Here is a 19,173-nt window from a genome sequence, read left to right on the forward strand (position 1 = left end):
GAGAAATCATGCTACATGTGCACCCAGTGCCCGCATTTCAAGATAATTATATCTGGCTGATTCAAGCAAAGAACAGCCAAAAGATTTTGATTGTCGACCCAGGCGATGCCATACCTGTTATTGAAGCCATCAATCAACACAACTTGCAACCAGTTGCGATACTGATTACTCACCATCATGCCGATCATATTGGTGGCATTCCTGCCTTATTAGAACAGTTTAACGTGCCCGTTTATGGCCCTGCGGCAGAAAATATTCCAATGATTAGCCATCCACTTAATGCTCTTGATGAATTACATATCGATCCAGACTTTCCCTGTTTTCAGGTATTAGATACCCCGGGCCACACTGCAGGTCATATCTGTTACCTGGCGGCGAACAAACTTTTTTGTGGTGACACGCTATTTGCCGGTGGTTGTGGTCGCTTATTAGGTGGCACGGCAACGGACTTGTTTGACTCTTTGCAACGACTATCGAATCTGCCGGCTGATACCGAAATTTATTGTGCGCATGAATATACTGAAGCCAATCTGCGCTTTGCCAAAGCAGTAGAAAAAAATAACCGGGATTTAGACAGTCGCATTAAGCAAACTCGGCAACAACGCGAGGACAATCAAGCAACTGTGCCATCGTTGTTAGCAGAGGAGCTTGCGACAAACCCTTTTCTGCGGAGTCATAACCCCAATGTAAAACGGGCAGCCGAACACTATGCCGGCCACCCGTTAGATAATGCAGAAGCGGTCTTTACCACGCTTAGACAGTGGAAAGATCAGTTTTGATCAGCGTTATTTGCTTCTAACTTATTGAGATGTACATCCATTTGCGGATAAGGAATGGAAATGCCATTCTCATCAAACTTGAGTTTAATTTGTTCAATCAACTCTGAGCGCACTGGCCAGAAGTCTCCGGCACTCACCCATGGACGCACATCAAAGTTAACACTGCTGTCAGCTAACTCAGACACTCGAATCACCGGTTCAGGGTCGGCCATCACTTTTTCATGACCCGTGACGATTTCAGTAATCAGATTCTTCGCTTTAAGTAAATCATCGTCATAGCCGATACCGAATGTCATATCAATGCGACGAGTATCACGTGCGGAATAGTTGGTAATGGTGTCTGAGTAAATCAGACCATTAGGCACAATCACTTCACGGTTATCACCCGTTTTCATGATGGTGTTGAAAATACTGATGTGTTCGATGATGCCCATTGAGCCACCCGCTTCTACAAAATCGCCGATTTTGAACGGACGAAACATGATCAACATCACACCAGCCGCAAAGTTCTGCAGAGAGTCTTTCAACGCCAAACCAACAGCCAGACCCGCGGCACCTAACACAGCAATCATAGACGTTGTGTCGACACCCAGTTGATCCAAAGCTGCAATCAGCACAAACAGCATTAACACAGCGTTAGCTATGACGCTGAGGAAGTTAATCAAAATCGGGTCAATATCAGCTCGTACCATTAATTTACGGGATAATTTGACTAACCATTTCACTACTACGCGACCGACAAAAACGATCAGTGCAGCAAAAAAGATATTTGTCAGCCAAAACCCGACAACGCTTCCTGTAGCTTCCATGTTAGTTCCTCTTTTCGATTGATTGAATAATATCGCGAATCAACGCCGGGCCGTGATAAATCAAGCCACTATAGACTTGTACCAGAGAGGCTCCAGCATTGAGTTTTTCAACGGCATCGTTACCGCTCATAATGCCACCCGCAGCGATAATCGGCATATCATCCGGCAACGCAACACGGAACTGCCTGACAACTTCCGTCGATTTCGCTAACACCGGCGCGCCACTCAAGCCACCGGCCTCATCAGCATGTTTCAGACCTTCAACACCTTCACGAGACATGGTGGTATTGGTAGCAATGACAGCATCTACCTTATGACGACTGAATGAGTCTGCCAACTGTTTCACTTCATCTTCGTTGAGATCAGGAGCAACTTTTACTGCCATGGGTACATAACGGCCATGCTCTTTAGCCAGTTTTTCCTGTTCTTGTTTCAACGCTTTCAGAAGCGCATCCAGTGAGTCACCAAACTGTAAGGTTCTTAACCCCGGCGTGTTAGGTGAGGAGATATTAATGGTGACGTAATCAGCGTGCAGGTAAACCTTATTCAGGCCGATAAGGTAATCATCCACAGCGTTTTCAACTGGCGTATCAACATTTTTACCGATATTAATACCAATTAAACTGCGGGTTTTGGCAACTTTAACCTGTTGTATCAAATGATCCACACCCAAGTTATTGAAGCCCATGCGATTAATAATGCCTTGCGCTTCCGGAAGGCGGAACAATCGCGGTGTTGGGTTACCCGGCTGTGGTCGCGGCGTCACCGTACCGATTTCGACAAAACCAAAACCTAGTGCTGACATGGCTTCAATATAATCGCCATTTTTATCTAAGCCTGCCGCCAGTCCGACGGCATTGGGAAAGGTCAGTCCCATGACTCTGACAGGACTTGCCTTCTGTTTTTTATAAAGTAGGGATGACAGGCCTGTCATTTCCATCATATTAAGGCCGCTAAGGCCGATATGATGTGACTTTTCCGCGTCCAGACGGAACATCAAATTACGCATCATGCGGTAAAACATCTTTTAAACCACCATTTCTATTTGATAGCCGCTGAATTTGCGGATATTGATAACACCTTTGTCAAAAATCAGGTATTGCCCTTTGATACCTTGAAGTTCAGCGGTAATTTCAGGTGTTTTATCAAAGTTTAATGAAGTCACTTTGCTTGGATACTGCTCAACAGGATAACGGATAGTCACCACCGGTTCAGCAGGCAGAAACTGAATAGCATCGTCACCAAACTGCTGCTGTAACGTTTTAATCTCATCGGCACATTCAGCGACTAAACGATCTCGCACCATTGTTAAGTCGAGTGGCTCAGCGTCCCCCTTAAGCATTTTCCGCCAATCAGTACGATCTGAGACGTGGTTCTTAAACATCACCTCAACCAGTCCGGACTGATAACGTGTTTTGACCCGAAAGATGGGTCTCGCTTGTGTCGCGCCTTGATCTATCCAACGCGTGGGCACCTGATTAATGCGGGTTATTCCGACTTTTAAACCTGAGCTATTGGCGAGATAAACGATATGATCCTGCATGCAGACCGCTTCGCCCCACTCCGGCTCACGACAAGTGCCCTGCTCATAATGACAGGTTTCGGGTTTCATAAAACACAAGTCGCATTGTGCTAGCTTCTGCGAGCAGGGGAAGCAAAAACCACCGCTGTAGCTTTTTTTGGTTTTACGCTGGCAGTTCAAGCAGTTAATTTCGCCCTGATAAGTCAGCGTGATCGTTTTACCTACCAGCGCATTCATCGGCATGGTTTGATCGCCAATACGCATGTCATATTGTGCTTCGGTAGCGGCTGGCAAGGTCACCGCCATTTTTGTCAGTTGACCACTGAGTTTATTCACAGATTTCCCCATCTCATCAATCTGGGCGTCATGTTAGCTTAGTTACGCTGTATTCGACAGTTGTCACTACTGTCATGACGTCTCATCACGATCATTGATAACCCGGATTGGAAATGGTTCTGTTACCGAGCCGGTATAAAGAGAGCGATGCGGAAACGGGATTTCAATACCTTCCAAATCAAAGGCTTCTTTGATTTCCTCATGAATGCTGTTTTTGAGATCAATAAATTTTTCACGTTTGACCCACACGGAAAATTGCATGTCCAAGGAGGATTCTCCGAAGCCAAGAAAAACAAAAATAGGCTTTGGCTCATCTAAACAAAGCGGGTTTCTCTCGGCCACGTGCTCCAGCACCGCTCGCACTCGCTTGATATCTTCTTTGTAGGCAACGCCAATGGCTAAATCAATACGGCGAATAGGAAAGCGGGTCAATGTTGTCACTTCTGATTTAATCAGCGTTTCATTGGGAATCCGCACAAATAAATTATCAAAGGTGCGTAGTTTTACGGATAACAAATCAATCGATAACACCTCCCCCGTAGTTGTACCGACACGGATCAAGTCGCCCACTGAAAAAGGCCTTTCTGCCACCAGAAACAAGCCACTGATAATGTTGGATGCAGACGTCTGCGATGCAAAACCAATCGCAACCGACAAAATACCTGCCGCGCCGATCAACACGCCGAGATTGAAGCCGATAGCATTCAAGCCCATCACCACAAACACCAGCAATACGAGATAAGACGCAATACGCGCCATCAGCAATTGCTGATGAATATCAAACCGGCTTTTGCTCCACTGACGTATCCCTCGACTAGTCATTCTCGCCAGAATAAAACCAATCAGCAGGTACATCAGTGCTTCGACGATTGCTATCACCAAGCCACTATCAATTTTGCCCAGCCATTGTTCCATAATGATTACCGTTTATTACCCGAATAAAGCTGAAATTGCCTTGGTGATTTTGCTACGACCAATGTCTTCTCTGGCCTCACTCACTTTGACTAAGGCTGACTCATTGAGTCCACCACTGACAACCTCATCAACACTGAGAATGGCATCTTGGTTATCACGCCTGACCAACGTAATCCGGGGTGTCCAGAAGTGGCCCTGTTGATCAGCGTATAAAATAAGATTGGGGGCAGGCACACTGATTTTGTCTAAGGTCAGCATTTGTTCAGATTGATTTTGTATACGCACCTCAATAGCAGCTCTCGCTTTATTGTTAGCAATGGGCTTCACATCAAGTTGCTCACTGACCTGTGAGGCGTAGCTAATCACGCCTTCTCGGGTGTTAGGACCAAACCAGGAGTCACAGACTCTGACAGTAGGAATATCAAATAATGGCTTTGCCCCATCGTCCACCCAACCTTGCACCCACAATGGTAAACAAACAAATAAGGTGACTTCCTGGAAAGGCAACAACGTCACCGAAACAACGGGACGACATACCACCGGCCTATCGGCTAATGCCGGTTTCAAGGTAACGGTTTTAGGTAGCTCCGCAAACACAAATCGCTGTTCATGATCGAAAGGCTCAGTTTTTTCTTCCGCTAAATACTGTTCCAGCTCTGGCTCGAACTGATTGACTTCATCTTGCCATTCATAACTCAGCCACCATTGATGCGGTAAGGAACGAAGTTGCAAACATAAATCAGCACAGCGAAAGAAGCGTTGCCCTCCCTTGCAAAAATCTATCGTTTCCCACCAGTTCGTTTTTATTTCTGACATCTCAAAGTGACATTTTTGTTAACTAGACAAAGACATACTGACAAACCTTCCCTATAATAGCCCGAATATGCAAATTCGTGATCTGATTAAATCAGCGCTGGTTTCACTGCTTGTGTTGCTGGTCGCATCGTGTAGTAGCTCTCCTGAAAAGGCCGCTGAGAGTTCGGTTTCCTCAAAAGTTCCGACGACTAAATCCACCCAAAGTAAGCCCACGGCGTGGCAACAAGCTTACCAAGAACCGCAAGAAACAAGCCCTAACGCTCCCCGGAAAACTGTAGAAAAATCACCGTCATCCGAACCCATTACTGATGTTTGGGATCGTATCCGTGACGGCTTTGTCATCTCAGATTACCAGCAATTGCATCCAGATTCAGAAAGACATCTACGTTGGTTTGTAGACCATCCCGAGTACGTGGCTCGTGTGGTAGAAAGAGCCCGCCCTTACCTACACCACATCGTCGAAGAAGTGCAAAAGCGTGATATGCCGATGGAAATCGTTTTATTACCCGTGGTTGAGAGTGGCTTCAAACCCTACGCCTACTCGAAAAGTCACGCTGCAGGTTTATGGCAATTTATACCGGGCACAGGCAAGGTTTACGGTTTACAACAAAACTGGTGGTATGACGGTCGTCGTGATGTGATTCAATCGACTCGCGCCGCCTTAGATTACCTTGAAAAACTGCATAATGACTTTGGCGACTGGCAACTGGCGCTGGCTGCTTACAATTGTGGTGAAGGCACCGTAGGTCGGGCAATCAAGCGTAATCAAGCGAAAGGCAAAGCCACCGATTTCTGGTCTTTAGATCTGCCAAGCGAAACATCCGCGTATGTACCTAAATTGATGGCTGTTAGTCATATGGTCAAATACCCTGAACGTTATGATCTCAGCCTCAGCCCTGTTGATAACAAGCCTTATCTGACAACGGTCAATATCGGTTCACAAATCGATCTGGCAAAAGCAGCAACCATGGCTGGGCTTAGTAAAGATGAGTTATTCATTTTGAATCCCGCTTTTAATCGCTGGGCCACGGCACCAGAAGGGCCTCACGTTTTGGTGCTGCCTCTGACCAAAGCGGAGCAGTTCAAACGAGCCTTAGCTGAAATGCCTGCACAAAATCGCGTTAAGTGGGCACGTCACAAAATTCAACGTGGCGAATCCTTAAGCGTTATTGCTAGTCACTATGCCACCACGGTCAGCGTGATCAAAAAAGCGAATAATCTGCAAAGTAATAATATTCGTGCCGGAAGTCACTTATTAATACCGGCATCGCCCGCTCAATCAGCCACGCTGGCTGCCAATGAAGCAACCAAGAGCTCAAACGATAGCGCCCAGAAGAAAACCTACACCGTTAAAGCCGGTGATACTTGGTGGGACATCGCACGTAAATACGACACCGATGTGCCGACTTTGACGCAATGGAATAAGCAATCGAATCATGCTGTGTTACAGCCTGGTCAAACACTGGTGATCTGGACCAATGACGTGCAACGTAAATCGGTCAATTACACGATTCGCGACGGAGACTCACTCTGGGGTATCTCTCGTAAGTTCAATGTCAGTGTGGCGCAAGTTCGGGAATGGAATGGCCTGAGCGATCGTACCTTATTACAGCCTGGCCAGAACCTTACTCTCTATCTGGATGAAACCTGATTTAACGTGCTCCACATCGCGCTGTTTGAACCGGAAATCCCCCCGAATACCGGCAATATTATTCGCCTTTGTGCCAATACGGGTGCACAACTACATTTGATCGAGCCTCTTGGCTTTGCGCTTGATGACAAAAGGCTTCGCCGAGCCGGACTGGATTATCATGAGTTTGCTAACTTAAAAATTCATAGCGACTTTGCCCAGTTTCAGCAATGGCAACAACAAAGGCGCGTGTTTGCATGCACAACCAAAGCACGACAGCATCATCATGACGTGCAGTATCAGGATGAAGATATCTTATTGTTCGGCCCTGAATCTCGAGGCTTACCAGCCGAGGTTTTAGATAGTCTTACAGCCGAGTTCAAAATTCGAATCCCGATGTTGCCTGACAGCCGCAGCCTCAACCTCTCTAATGCTACCGGCATTATTCTCTATCAAGCATGGCAACAGCTTGGTTTCCCCGGTGCCGTCAGCTATGACTAAATCACTGCTATTTCAAACCAATTTTCTAATAGTTTGATCTTGTTCAACCGCCACTAAGCCTAGCTCAAGTATAGTAAAAGCGATTTCACTTCATTAACCGTGTTGCGTAGGTCTGACTTTCTTCAATTACACAAAAAACGTCCTTAAGATGGAAGTTACTACCAATGCTGCTATCATCGACCCTCTCTTAATTCGATAACACCTTTGTTTATGCCTCGATTCAGTCTGCTGTTATTCATTTTGTTGATGCCTTGTTTTGCACTGGCGAATCAACAGCAAATGGGACAGCACGCGCTGGAGCCTGTCACATTGCAATTAAAATGGCAGCACCAATTCCAATTTGCGGGCTATATTGCTGCGAAAGAAAAAGGCTTTTATCACGACGCTGGACTTGATGTCACGATTCATCAACGCACGCCTGATATCGAAGTCATTGATGAAGTGGTCAAAGGTAATGCGCAGTATGGCATAGGCGGTATGGGGATTTTGTCTCACTACGCCAACGGTGCTCCAATCAAGGCCTTAGCTGCCATTTTCCAACATGACGCATTAGTCTTTCTCAGTAAGGCCGATTCGGGGATTGTTAGTCCTTATGAGATTGCTGGAAAGCGAGTCATGTTTGATTCGTCCACGGGTAATGATGCCGTACTTCGCGTATTACTTGATGATGCAGGAATGTCGTATAACGATATCACCATTGTGCCACAGGACTTTGCTATAGAAAGTCTGAGTAATGGTCAGGTTGATGTCATGTCAGCCTATATCACCTCGCAACCTTTTGAGTTTCGGCAAAAGGGTGAAGCGATCAACATTATCAACCCACAAAATTACGGTTTTGATTTTTATGGGGATTTACTGTTCACCAGTGTCGAAGAATTAAAAAATCATCCCGGTCGTGCTGAGCGCATGTTGCAGGCATCATTAAAAGGCTGGGACTATGCGCTGCAACATCCCGAAGAAATCATCCAGATCATAAAAAATAAATATAACAGTGCCATCAGTGTTGAACAACTGCGCTATGAAGCCCGTGAGACCAACAAACTCATTGTGCCAGAGGTCATTCCGCTTGGTACTATCCAACCCGCTCGTTTACGCCGCATAGCCGACTTGTATGCAAAGCTTGGGGTGGTTCCGCGCCTTTCAGATAAAACACTTAATCATTTTATCCATCGTCAACAAAAGACCACATTATCTCCTCAAGTTCAGCAATGGCTGACTGAACACCCTGTTCTCAAGGTCGGTATCGATCCTGACTTTGCCCCCTATGAGTGGATAAATGAAAAAGGCGAGTACGTCGGTTTGGCAGCGGAATATATTCGTCTACTGGAACAACGACTAGACGTATCTTTCCAGATAGTTCATGACAAACCTTGGCATGAAATTATGGACATGGCTAAACGTGGTGAACTGGATATGCTGTCTTGCCTGAATCAAACTGACAGTCGAGAAGAACATTTAGATTTTACAGCCCCGTATGTCTCCAACCCTGTGGTCATTGTCAATGCAGACCGCAATGGGTATGTCGGTTCACTGGACAACCTCAACGGTAAAACCGTCGCTATTGAGGAAGGTTACTTCACTCACGAAACCTTAAGGTCGGATTACCCAGAGATCACGCTTTTACTGACAGAGAATACACAGCAAGCATTAGAGAAAGTCGCCGCCGGCGAAGCTGATGCCTATATCGGTGATGCCGCTTATGCAAATTATGCTGTGAAGAAAAATGACCTGCTGAACTTACAGTTTGCCGGTCAAATCTCAGAAACTTCGGCATATCGCATCGGTATCAGCAAGGCAAACCCGGAGTTACTCGAAGCCATCAATATGGTGCTTGATAATCTCACCGAGGCAGAACGTAAAGTCATAGAGGATAAATGGCTAGGCCTTACTGTCACCAGTGGTCCACAACTAGCAACGTTAATTAAAATCTCGTCTGCCGTTATGGTGTTGTTTCTTTTGTTTGCTTACTGGATTTATCGACTTAGAAAATCGGGACGTGCTCTGGCTCAAAGTGAAACCAGGCTTCGTGAAGTATTAAATGCCTCTCCCGTACCGCAGGGTATTTTAAATGAAGTTGGACAGGTGACTTATTTAAATCAGGCATTCATCACTACCTTTGGTTACACACTCGCTGATATTCCTACCGTTAATGATTGGTGGCAGAAAGCATTTCCCGAAAAAACGCATCGTGAAACCATCCAAGCAGAATGGCAATTACACATTGAAGACTCGCTTAACCGGAGTGACACGTTAAAACCTGTAGAAAGCGATGTCGTCTGCAAAAATGGTGATAAAAAAACTGTTATTTGTAATGCCACACATGTTGCTTCAGCAACAGATAAACACACGCTGGTCATTCTTTACGATATTAGCGAACGTAAAAAAGCGGAAGAACGGCTCAAAATGTCCGGCCGCGTATTCAATCAAGCGCATGAAGGCATTTTGATTACTGATGCCAAAGGCTTGCTTGTTGATGTAAACCCGGCTTTTTCTGAAATCACCGGCTATAGCCGAGAAGAAGTGATTGGTAAAAATCCTTCCATCTTACAATCAGACAAACACAGCCGTGTTTTCTTCCAAGAAATGTGGACTAGCTTAGAAGAGAAAGGGCACTGGCAAGGTGAAATCTGGAACCTGAAAAAGAACGGTCAGCTATTTGCCGAGTTACTAACGATTTCAACCTTAGTCGACGAGCGTGGTGAAACGCTACATTATCTCGGCTTATTTTCAGATATTACCCAAAGTAAAGAACAGCAACATGCGCTGGAGTTGATGGCACATTACGATATGCTCACCCAGCTTCCTAACAGAACATTATTTGCCGATCGCTTCCATCAAGCCATCGCTCATAGTAAGCGTAATCACAGCTTACTCGCTGTGGTTTTTTTAGATCTGGATGGCTTCAAGCCAGTTAATGATCGTTACGGCCATGACGTTGGTGATCAATTACTGATCGAAGTTGCACAACGCATTAAAGCCAGTATTCGCCAAGATGATACCGCGTCACGGTTGGGTGGTGATGAGTTTGTTTTATTACTGAATGATATTAGCTCCGTCGACCACTGTGAACGGCTGATTAATCGCATTCGTCACGCTATTGAACTGCCGTACCAACTCGACGAAGACACAATAAGCTTAAGCGCCAGCTTAGGCATTACGATTTATCCACTTGACGATGCAGATGCCGACACCCTGCTCAGACATGCCGATCAGGCCATGTATCAGGCTAAATTAGCCGGACGGCAGCGCCATCACATTTTTGATGCATTACACGATCAACAGATAAGCCAACAACAAAATCAATATAAAGCCATACAAGATGCGCTTAAGGCTGATCAACTTGTGCTGCATTATCAACCCAAGGTCAACATGGGAACCGGCCAAATCATCGGTGTAGAAGCTTTGATCCGCTGGAACCATCCGGAACATGGTTTGGTACTACCTGGCCGCTTTCTCCCCGCAATACAAGGTACAGAGCTAGAAATTCACGTCGGTAACTGGGTTATCGAGCATGTCATGCAACAAGTCGAAGCATGGTTGCGAGATGGTATCGAAATGGAAATCAGCATTAATATTTCGTCACACCATCTGCAATGGAAGGGTTTCTTTGAACAACTGGATCATGTGCTAGGACGACACCCTCATGTGCCGGCTAACTTACTGCAACTAGAAATTTTAGAGAGTAGTGTATTGAGCGATATCAATAAGATATCCAGTATCATCAATACCTGCCGAAATGTTCTGGGCATTCGGATTTCTTTGGATGATTTTGGCACGGGTTACTCATCCTTAACCCACCTTCGCCACCTGCCCGTTGATGTGGTCAAAATTGATCAAAGCTTTGTCCGCGACATTATCGATGATCCCAACGACTACACCATTATTGATGGCGTTATTGGGCTCACCCAAGCTTTCCACCATCAAGTTATTGCAGAAGGCGTTGAGACCATTGAGCATGGACTGATGTTGATGACGATGGGCTGTGAACTAGCGCAGGGCTATGTGATTGCGAAACCCATGCCTGCCAAGGACTTCACTGAATGGTTTTCTAACTATAAGCCCAATCCACAATGGCTTAAACATGCCGAAGCATCTCTAGATTCTCAACAAACCATGATTCAACTGATGCGTATTCAAGGCCATCACTGGTTAGACAAAATTATCCACAACCTACAGTCAACACCAGACAAAATTGAACACTGGCCATTAATGAATCATAAAAAGAGCCACTTTATGCATTGGCTGGAACAAGCTAAAAAACAAAACTTGTTCAATAAAACCTGGCGCGAAGATATCAAACTGGCTTACACCGAGCTTTATCATGAAGCGAATAGCCTGAAATACCAATTTCAAGAAGGCTATGAAGATGCCGGTGAAATAGGTATTAAAGGCTTATACGAGCGCTTCCAAACGATTGAATCACTGTTACGTGAATTTGATTAAAAACACTTCAGTCAGCAAGAAATCGCCCCAAACTGCGTGGTGACTCATCAACTTTCCAGCGGGAACTCTCTTGCATCGTTTCTAAGTTGATAACAGAGACATCATTGCTGAACCAGTTTGTAACGAATCCTTGTGTACCATCGGATGATAAAGAAATGCTCTCGGGCATTTCTCCAACGGGGATTTGTGTCAATTTTTTGAGCGTACTGACATCAAAGACCCACACATCATTACTGCCCTGATTGGCAACCATAACGTGACTGTTATCATGCGTGACATCAACACCATACGGCGCCATTCCTGTCTCAACAGTCGCTTTCACTTCATAGCTTTGACCATCAATGACGGTTAGCTTATCGTCCTGAATAGAAGTGACGAAAATATGGTTTCCATCAGGACTAACCGAAACAGCATAAGGCGCTTTACCTGTGGGCACTTCGGCATACTGGCGAGGTCTATCCGCATCTAACACAGACAAAGTATTGCTGTTTCGGTTAGCCACATATAGTCGTCGTTTTTTTGTATCCAAGGCAAGGCCCGCGGGGTTTTCCCCAACAGCTAATATGTCAACGACCAAACGTGACTCGGCATTGATAACCAATATGGCATTACGCTCCCAATCAGAAACAAATACCTGACGTTTACCAGAGTCATCCACAACAATGCCAAACGGTTGCCCACCGGTTTTTATTTCATCGATGACAGCATAGGTCGTCATGTCAATCACACTGATTTTTCCCATCTCAGGGTGAGTGACATAAAAACGGTTGCGTAAGCTATCAATCGCCACGCCAACAGGTGCCTTGCTAACATCGACTTTAGCCAAGACTTTGCCTTCTTGCTCCAAATCGAGCACCGACACTCTATCAACCGCTTGGTGCGTTAAAAATGCCCGCTCTGCTGCCACAGGTATCGCGACTAATAACAGCGAACTCAAACCGATACGCAATAAAGGCTTCATTTATTTTTGACCTTCCAGCTCTGCTTTTAACGCATTCATACCGTCTTGAGCAAAATCGGTCATCGCTTCAACGGCCGCTTCATCACTATAATGTTCTGGTGGGAAATTCCCTGTGTCAGCACGATAAAACCGTCCCTGCCAGAGCATTTCTGTACCGGCATCAGACTCGGTTAGCTCAACACTGACACTATAGAAACTGACTGGAAACACTTCGATATCTTCTTCAAGCAGACGATATCCCAGATAATGCCGGTCGGCATCTAACTCATCCAGACTTTCCGTAATCGTACCCTTATCTTTAAATGCTAAAACACGCGTACCTTGTTCATCTGTCGGTACCGATGACTCCACCGATGGATGCCAGTCAGCGATAGCATTAAAGTCACTTACTTTCTCCCATACCGCTTCGATAGGTGCCTCAATGACGACGCTTTCATCAATTTTTTGGGGAGTGGGGCCATGTGCAAATACAGCATTTGACAGAAGTAGCTGTGACGCGACCAAGGCAGTGGTTGCCCATCTATTCATAATTAGCCTCTAGTTTTACTTGTTAGGAATACGGTTTGTGTGACCCAGCGTCTCAACAGCATCATTGACAATGCCTATCTGGGTGAAGCGATAACGCTTATCTGAATTGACTTGAGTGACGAGATCGCGATAAATCCAGAACTCTATCGTGCCGCTGGTATTTTCTTTTTTTTCAATAGAGTCCGGCTCGCCCAGAGTGCTTTTGATAAAATCTGCATCTTTCCCTGCAAACTCTTTCAAAAAGGCTAATTCTTCATACACCTTTTTTTGATCCGCCTGTGCTGACGATATGCCAGGCAACATAAAGAGAAACGATAAAGCCAATATGGGCAAAAATTTCATAGTAATCCTCGTGGGTTGAAAGTAACCCACTTATCCTACTGAGCATGACCATAGCACCGTTAGAGATAACGGCTTAGATTTCACCGGGACACGGTCATGTTACCGACTATGAATTACTCCTCATTTACCCTTCCCCTCTGTGTTCTCTTCGCATTCTGATTCATACTTCGAAAAATTATTAATACACACACAACGGGTTAACTTCCTTCCTTTACTCATGAATGCTACTGATAAACAACGCATGCACCAAGATACCCTTCTCGTGCTCATCGTGACATTGCTGACCTACCTCGTGGCAGGCTATTTTGATCTGGCTGAACGTTACATTGATTGGACTGCACTTGGCGAGATTTATCAGCTTGATGAAGCAGTCTTTGTCCTTTTAAGTGGCTGTATCGGCATGATCTGGTTTAGCTTTCGACGTCGTTCTGAATTAACGAAAAGCTTACAAACCAACCTCGCCATGCAAAATGAACTACAACAAACCAATCAGCATATTAGCCACTTATTAGATGAAAACAAGGCTCTTATAAAACATACCGCCCTCGTTAGAGAGTCAGAAAGACAACACCTGGCCACAGAGCTACATGACGTTTTTGGTCAACATCTCGCAGCCATGGATGCCAACTTAACGGTAGCACTCAATGTTACTGATAATGATGACTTACAAACCATGTTGCAGTCTGTGATGGACAGTACAACGCACTTACGTTCAATCACCAAAAATAAGCTTCGTAACCTCAAGCCCCCCATTCTAAAAAGCATCGGGTTGTCAGGTGCATTACAAGAGCTATTTCAAGATTGGCAACAGTCATTTCCTGAAATAAGTCTCTCATCGTTACTCTCTATCGAGGATGACATCCTCGATGAGGAAACCGCACTCACTTTGTATCGAGCCGTTCAGGAAGGCTTGGTCAATGTCAGTCGCCATGCTCAAGCCACTGAAGTAAGTATTGTTCTAAATGAAATAACGCCTTCTTCACTGGCTGGCAACACATCACTACATCTCAGGCTCAGCGATAACGGTAAAGGATTACCACCCAAAGAACCTATAAAAGGTCTGGGACTAATAGGAATTCGTGAACGCGTGGAAGCACAAAGTGGCACCTTTTCTCTTGTAAAAGCAAGCCCTCAAGGCACACAGCTTGAGTTAACTATTCCTCTTAATCTGAACAAGCAAGGTATCTAAATGAACACCACTGTTCTTCTTATTGATGATCACGCAATTTTACGTGATGGCTATCAGCAATTATTAAACTCGGCTGGTTTTGATGTTGTCGCGCAAGCCAGTAGCGCTGAAGAAGGCTATCGCCTTTATCTCAACCACAAACCAGATATATGCATTATTGATATCAGTATGCCAGGCGCCGGCGGGCTGGAATGTATACGCCGAATTTGTACACGCGATCCTCAGGCATTGGTTTTAGTCTGTACTATGCACGAAGACTCAACACTTGCAATGCGTGCTATGGAGATGGGAGCGAGAGGTTACATCACCAAATCGTGTCCTTCATCGGTATTAATTGAGGCCGTTAAAACTGTTGCTGATAAAGGCCGATATCTCAGTACTGAAATTGCTCGCTCGATAGCCATGGAAAAATTAGTGCATACCGATCAAAAAGTGCACTCATTATCACACCAAGAATTTGCCGTTTTTCGCATGGTTGCTGAGGGAAAAGGTATCAACGAGATGGCCGAAAGCCTGGCACTTGCACCTAAAACAGTCTCTAACTATAAAACGAATATGATGAGAAAGCTGGGTACCAGCAATTTAGCTGAAATCATTTTTCTTGCTCAAAAAACGGGCATTATTCAACCACCGCCAACAACCGTCTAACCCTGTCTTAACTTTAGTACCTATCATCACCAGTATTACAGATTAAGTTAACTCATTGTTTAGTAGGGAAACCTTTCCCATTTACCACTTTTACCTCCCTATATTAAGGATAGTTTCCCGAACCATTTCAGGCTTAGCTCTCTATCTAGCCTCTATTTAAAAACGGATGATGACTTTCGTGCTCAGTAAACGTCATAAAAACGATACTGCATCACAAAGTCAGCATGGGCTGACACTTAAAACAATTAGGAGGATATATGAGAGAAACGCAACATAACCGATGGTCAACAGTCGGTACTGCACTTGCTGTCTCATCTGCAATCGGAATGATGTCAGGCATGGCAGTCGCTAACGAAAAGTTGGTTGAATTGCAGCAAAGTAATGAAAACTGGGTCATGCAGGGTAAAGACTTCTCTGGTACTCACTACAGTACTGCAACACAAATCAACAAAAAGAATGTAAAAAGACTCCGTCCATCGTGGTCGTTTTCAACTGGTGTACTTAATGGGCACGAAGGTGCGCCATTAGTTATTGATGGCACCATGTTTATTCACACTCCGTTCCCTAATAATACCTTTGCTGTCGATCTGGATGAGCCAGGCGTCATTAAATGGGAACATAAACCAAAACAAGATCCTGCTGCACGCGCCGTTGCTTGTTGTGATGTTGTCAACCGTGGTCTTGCTTACTGGCCGGGTGATGACAAAACACCAGCCATGATCGTAAAAAGCCAACTTGACGGTCACGTTGTTGCTTTGAACGCTGAAACAGGTGAAGTTCATTGGAAAGTAGAAAACGCTGATATCAGTGTTGGCCAAACAGAAACCGCTGCACCTTTCGTGGCAAAAGATTTGGTTATCCAAGGTTCATCAGGTGCGGAATTAGGTGTCCGTGGTTACGTCACAGCTTATGACATTCACACCGGTGAAATGGCATGGCGTTGGTATGCCACAGGTCCTGATTCTGATATCGGTCTGCAAAAAGACTTTAATAGTGATAACCCTCACTATGGTCAGAAAAACTTAGGTGTTTCAACCTGGGAAGACAAGGCATGGAAAATTGGTGGTGGTACCAACTGGGGTTGGTATGCGTATGACCCTGATTTAGACATGTTCTACTACGGTTCAGGTAACCCAGCACCGTGGAATGAAACCATGCGTCCGGGTGATAACAAATGGACAATGACCATTTGGGGTCGTGACTTGGAAACCGGCTTAGCCAAATTCGGTTACCAAAAAACACCACATGATGAATGGGATTACGCTGGCGTTAACGTCATGATGCTTTCTGAGCAAAAAGACAAAAACGGCAAAATGCGTAAGCTGCTGACGCATCCAGATCGTAACGGTATTGTTTACACACTAGACCGTGAAACTGGTGACTTGGTATCTGCCAACAAAATGGACGATACCGCTAACTGGGTGAAAAAAGTGGATCTGGAAACAGGTTTACCAATTCGTGACCCTGAGTACGGTACTCGTATGGGCCACCGTTCACGTGATATTTGTCCATCTGCTATGGGTTTCCATAACCAAGGCTTTGACTCATACGATCCAAAACGTGAATTGTTCTACCTGGGTATCAACCACCTGTGTATGGATTGGGAACCGTTCATGTTGCCATACCGCGCGGGTCAGTTCTTCGTTGGTGCCAACGTATGGACATACCCTGGTCCTAAAGGTGATCGTCAAAACGGTGTTGGCTCAGGTCAAGTTAAAGCCTATAACGCGATTACTGGTGATTTTGCCTGGGAAAAAATGGAGAAATTCTCTATCTGGGGCGGCACCATGGCAACCGCTGGCGGCTTAGTCGTTTACGGTACGCTGGATGGTTTCATCAAAGCGCGTGACGCCGACAACGGTGAGCTTTTATGGAAATTCAAACTGCCATCTGGCGCTATTGGTCACCCAATGACTTACACCCATGAAGGTACGCAATATGTTGCTATCAACTACGGTGTGGGTGGTTGGCCTGCTGTTGGTCTGGTCTTTGACCTGAATGACCCATCAGCTGGTCTAGGTGCTGTAGGTGCATTTAAAGAACTGGCACGTAACACTCAAATGGGTGGTGGTGTGATGGTCTTTGCACTTGATGGTAAAAGCCCGTACGACGACCTGAGCTTGGGTGAATTCAGTAAGTAATCATTACTTACAAATTCACTGACGTTCAGTCGTGATTAAACTTGGCCGGTGGCCTTCGAGCCACCGGTCATCCAATCATAAAGCGAGAGCTAAGCATGACGAAACCAATCATTAACCAATCTAAGCCCACCTCAATGAAGTCGCTTTTCTCTGCCGTTCTGGCAGCTGGCTTAGCGATGTCAGCATCGGTACAGGCAAACACTGAAATGTTGAAAGTGTGTGCAGCTACTGACGAAATGCCCTACTCAAACCAGCAGCAGCAAGGTTTTGAAAATGAACTTGCTCAAGTTCTGGCAAAAGAAATGGGACGAGAATTGCAGTACGAATGGCTCGACAAAGCAGCCATTTTTCTGGTGACAGAAAAACTGCTCAAAAATGAATGTGACGTCGTTATGGGTGTTGATAGTGATGATCCTAGGGTCGCAACTAGCAATCCATACTATAAATCAGGCTATGCCTTTATCTACCCAGCAAATGAAGAGGTGAATATTCAAAGCTGGCAGAGCGATGATCTAAAAAGTATGAATAAGTTTGCCGTCGTTCCAGGTAGCCCTTCTGAGGTCATGCTGCGTGAAATTGACAAATATGAAGGCAACTTTAATTACACCATGTCTCTTATCGGCTTTAAATCGCGTCGTAATCAATATGTGCGTTATGACCCAGACATGATGGTGTCAGAAGTCGTCAATGGCAAGGCTGACATTGCTCATCTATGGGCGCCTGAAGCGGCCCGATACGTGAAGTCATCACCCGTACCGTTAAAAATGGTGTTATCAGAAGCTGTCGCACCAACAAATGATGGTGAAGGTGTAAAGCAACACTTTGCACAATCGATTGCCGTACGGACTGAAGACACTGCGTTGCTGAAGGAAATCAATACCGCACTGCAAGAAGCTGACTCAGAAATCGAAGCAATTCTGAAGAAAGAAGGGGTACCGCTTTTATAAAAAGCGCCTTCTCATAAGTAACAGGAAATTATCATTACATGAATTACAAAACAATTTTGCCTAAAAAAATGCGTGGCATCGTCCTACTTACACTGTCGGTGCTGTCAGTCGCCATGATACCGGTTGCACAATCTCAACTAATGTTCCGCAACACAGTGACCGGTGATGTGCTTGACCTATCCTTTGGTAAAAAAGGCGAAAAGACTGAAGCGGTGGAGCACTTCCTCAACACGGGTGAAAATCATTACAACACCGATGAGGATGCCATTAAAGCGGGTGAAAGCTTATTTGCTTCTGCTTGCTCAGGTTGTCACGGTCATTTGGCAGAAGGCAAGCTCGGTCCAGCCTTAGGTGATGACTATTACACCTACCCTAAGAATGCGAATGACAAAGGCTTGTTCGAAACCATCTATGGCGGTGCTCGAAGCATGATGGGGCCGCAATATAACAACCTGTCTAAAGATGAAATTCTTCAGATCATGGCTTGGATTCGCAGCATCTATTGGGGCTCTACAGAAAAGGCAGACTGGTTAACTGAGGAAGAAAAAGAAACCTTCCAACCAGCGGCCATGCCGGCAGAGTTCAAAGAAGCACTAGAAAATTTTAATAAGAATCATTGATTAATGGGTGGTGCATTACGCTCATATCAATGCACCAATTCATTAT

The 19,173-nt window shown here is 45.2% G+C and carries 17 protein-coding genes; 9 read left to right on the forward strand and 8 right to left on the reverse strand.

Annotated elements, in window-relative coordinates; genetic code table 11:
* The first annotated feature begins 8 nt into the window (after window positions 1-8).
* Complete coding sequence (gene gloB / locus MDMS009_RS07220) at window positions 9-779, forward strand: hydroxyacylglutathione hydrolase (RefSeq protein ID WP_008291113.1); 771 nt, start codon at window positions 9-11, stop codon at window positions 777-779.
* Here the strand turns inward: gloB and MDMS009_RS07225 are convergent.
* From MDMS009_RS07225 to MDMS009_RS07245, 5 genes are read right to left on the reverse strand one after another with little or no spacing between them, the layout of a single operon-like run.
* Entirely contained in the window at window positions 770-1,588 is an 819-nt protein-coding gene (locus tag MDMS009_RS07225) for a mechanosensitive ion channel family protein (protein WP_008291061.1), read from the reverse strand. The genes gloB and MDMS009_RS07225 overlap by 10 nt on opposite strands.
* A 1-nt stretch (window position 1,589) precedes the next feature.
* Window positions 1,590-2,612: a quinone-dependent dihydroorotate dehydrogenase gene (locus MDMS009_RS07230; protein WP_043888038.1), complete on the reverse strand. Its 1,023-nt coding sequence runs from the start codon at window positions 2,610-2,612 to the stop codon at window positions 1,590-1,592.
* Between the two features lie 3 nt (window positions 2,613-2,615).
* Window positions 2,616-3,458, reverse strand: a complete 843-nt coding sequence (locus tag MDMS009_RS07235; protein ID WP_008291038.1) for a DUF2797 domain-containing protein — start codon at window positions 3,456-3,458, stop codon at window positions 2,616-2,618.
* 60 nt (window positions 3,459-3,518) lie between these two features.
* Entirely contained in the window at window positions 3,519-4,361 is an 843-nt protein-coding gene (locus MDMS009_RS07240; protein ID WP_008290963.1) for a mechanosensitive ion channel family protein, read from the reverse strand.
* Window positions 4,362-4,376: 15 nt separating this feature from the next.
* Window positions 4,377-5,177 carry a hypothetical protein gene (locus MDMS009_RS07245; protein ID WP_008290947.1) on the reverse strand — a complete coding sequence of 267 codons (801 nt, stop codon included), beginning with the start codon at window positions 5,175-5,177 and terminating at the stop codon, window positions 4,377-4,379.
* A 67-nt stretch (window positions 5,178-5,244) separates the two neighbouring features.
* Here MDMS009_RS07245 and MDMS009_RS07250 point away from each other — a divergent pair, with 67 nt between their 5' ends.
* The 3 genes from MDMS009_RS07250 to MDMS009_RS07260 all read left to right on the forward strand — a co-directional run bounded on the left by MDMS009_RS07250 (window position 5,245) and on the right by MDMS009_RS07260 (window position 11,751).
* Window positions 5,245-6,828 carry a lytic transglycosylase gene (locus tag MDMS009_RS07250; RefSeq protein WP_008291017.1) on the forward strand — a complete coding sequence of 528 codons (1,584 nt, stop codon included), beginning with the start codon at window positions 5,245-5,247 and terminating at the stop codon, window positions 6,826-6,828.
* Window positions 6,829-6,834: 6 nt separating this feature from the next.
* On the forward strand, window positions 6,835-7,308 hold the full coding sequence (gene trmL / locus MDMS009_RS07255) for a tRNA (uridine(34)/cytosine(34)/5-carboxymethylaminomethyluridine(34)-2'-O)-methyltransferase TrmL (protein ID WP_008290948.1): 474 nt from the start codon (window positions 6,835-6,837) through the stop codon (window positions 7,306-7,308).
* Window positions 7,309-7,518: 210 nt separating this feature from the next.
* Window positions 7,519-11,751 (forward strand): EAL domain-containing protein, encoded by a 4,233-nt coding sequence (locus tag MDMS009_RS07260; RefSeq protein ID WP_008291024.1) that lies wholly within the window; start codon window positions 7,519-7,521, stop codon window positions 11,749-11,751.
* Between the two features lie 7 nt (window positions 11,752-11,758).
* Here MDMS009_RS07260 and MDMS009_RS07265 read toward each other — a convergent pair whose 3' ends face one another.
* The 3 genes from MDMS009_RS07265 to MDMS009_RS07275 are packed head-to-tail and all read right to left on the reverse strand — an operon-like array spanning window position 11,759 to window position 13,582.
* Window positions 11,759-12,712, reverse strand: coding sequence for a YVTN family beta-propeller repeat protein (locus tag MDMS009_RS07265; protein ID WP_008290937.1), 954 nt, complete (start codon window positions 12,710-12,712; stop codon window positions 11,759-11,761).
* Entirely contained in the window at window positions 12,713-13,240 is a 528-nt protein-coding gene (locus MDMS009_RS07270; RefSeq protein ID WP_043888039.1) for an SRPBCC family protein, read from the reverse strand.
* Between the two features lie 15 nt (window positions 13,241-13,255).
* Window positions 13,256-13,582 carry a hypothetical protein gene (locus tag MDMS009_RS07275; protein WP_036311475.1) on the reverse strand — a complete coding sequence of 109 codons (327 nt, stop codon included), beginning with the start codon at window positions 13,580-13,582 and terminating at the stop codon, window positions 13,256-13,258.
* 217 nt (window positions 13,583-13,799) lie between these two features.
* On the opposite strand from MDMS009_RS07275, the gene MDMS009_RS07280 reads away from it, so the two are divergent.
* The 5 genes from MDMS009_RS07280 (at window position 13,800) to moxG (ending at window position 19,127) form a co-directional block, all read left to right on the forward strand.
* Window positions 13,800-14,771, forward strand: coding sequence for a histidine kinase (locus tag MDMS009_RS07280; RefSeq protein WP_008291132.1), 972 nt, complete (start codon window positions 13,800-13,802; stop codon window positions 14,769-14,771).
* On the forward strand, window positions 14,772-15,419 hold the full coding sequence (locus MDMS009_RS07285; RefSeq protein WP_043888040.1) for a response regulator: 648 nt from the start codon (window positions 14,772-14,774) through the stop codon (window positions 15,417-15,419).
* Between the two features lie 257 nt (window positions 15,420-15,676).
* The gene (locus tag MDMS009_RS07290) at window positions 15,677-17,560 is read left to right on the forward strand and encodes a methanol/ethanol family PQQ-dependent dehydrogenase (protein ID WP_008291047.1); all 1,884 of its coding nucleotides are present in this window, start codon (window positions 15,677-15,679) and stop codon (window positions 17,558-17,560) included.
* A gap of 95 nt (window positions 17,561-17,655) precedes the next feature.
* Window positions 17,656-18,507, forward strand: coding sequence for a methanol oxidation system protein MoxJ (moxJ, locus tag MDMS009_RS07295; protein ID WP_154646992.1), 852 nt, complete (start codon window positions 17,656-17,658; stop codon window positions 18,505-18,507).
* A gap of 38 nt (window positions 18,508-18,545) precedes the next feature.
* Window positions 18,546-19,127: a cytochrome c(L), periplasmic gene (gene moxG / locus MDMS009_RS07300; protein ID WP_008291129.1), complete on the forward strand. Its 582-nt coding sequence runs from the start codon at window positions 18,546-18,548 to the stop codon at window positions 19,125-19,127.
* The last annotated feature ends 46 nt before the right edge of the window (window positions 19,128-19,173 follow it).

The organism is Methylophaga thiooxydans DMS010 (assembly GCF_000156355.1).
Lineage (GTDB): Bacteria > Pseudomonadota > Gammaproteobacteria > Nitrosococcales > Methylophagaceae > Methylophaga > Methylophaga thiooxydans.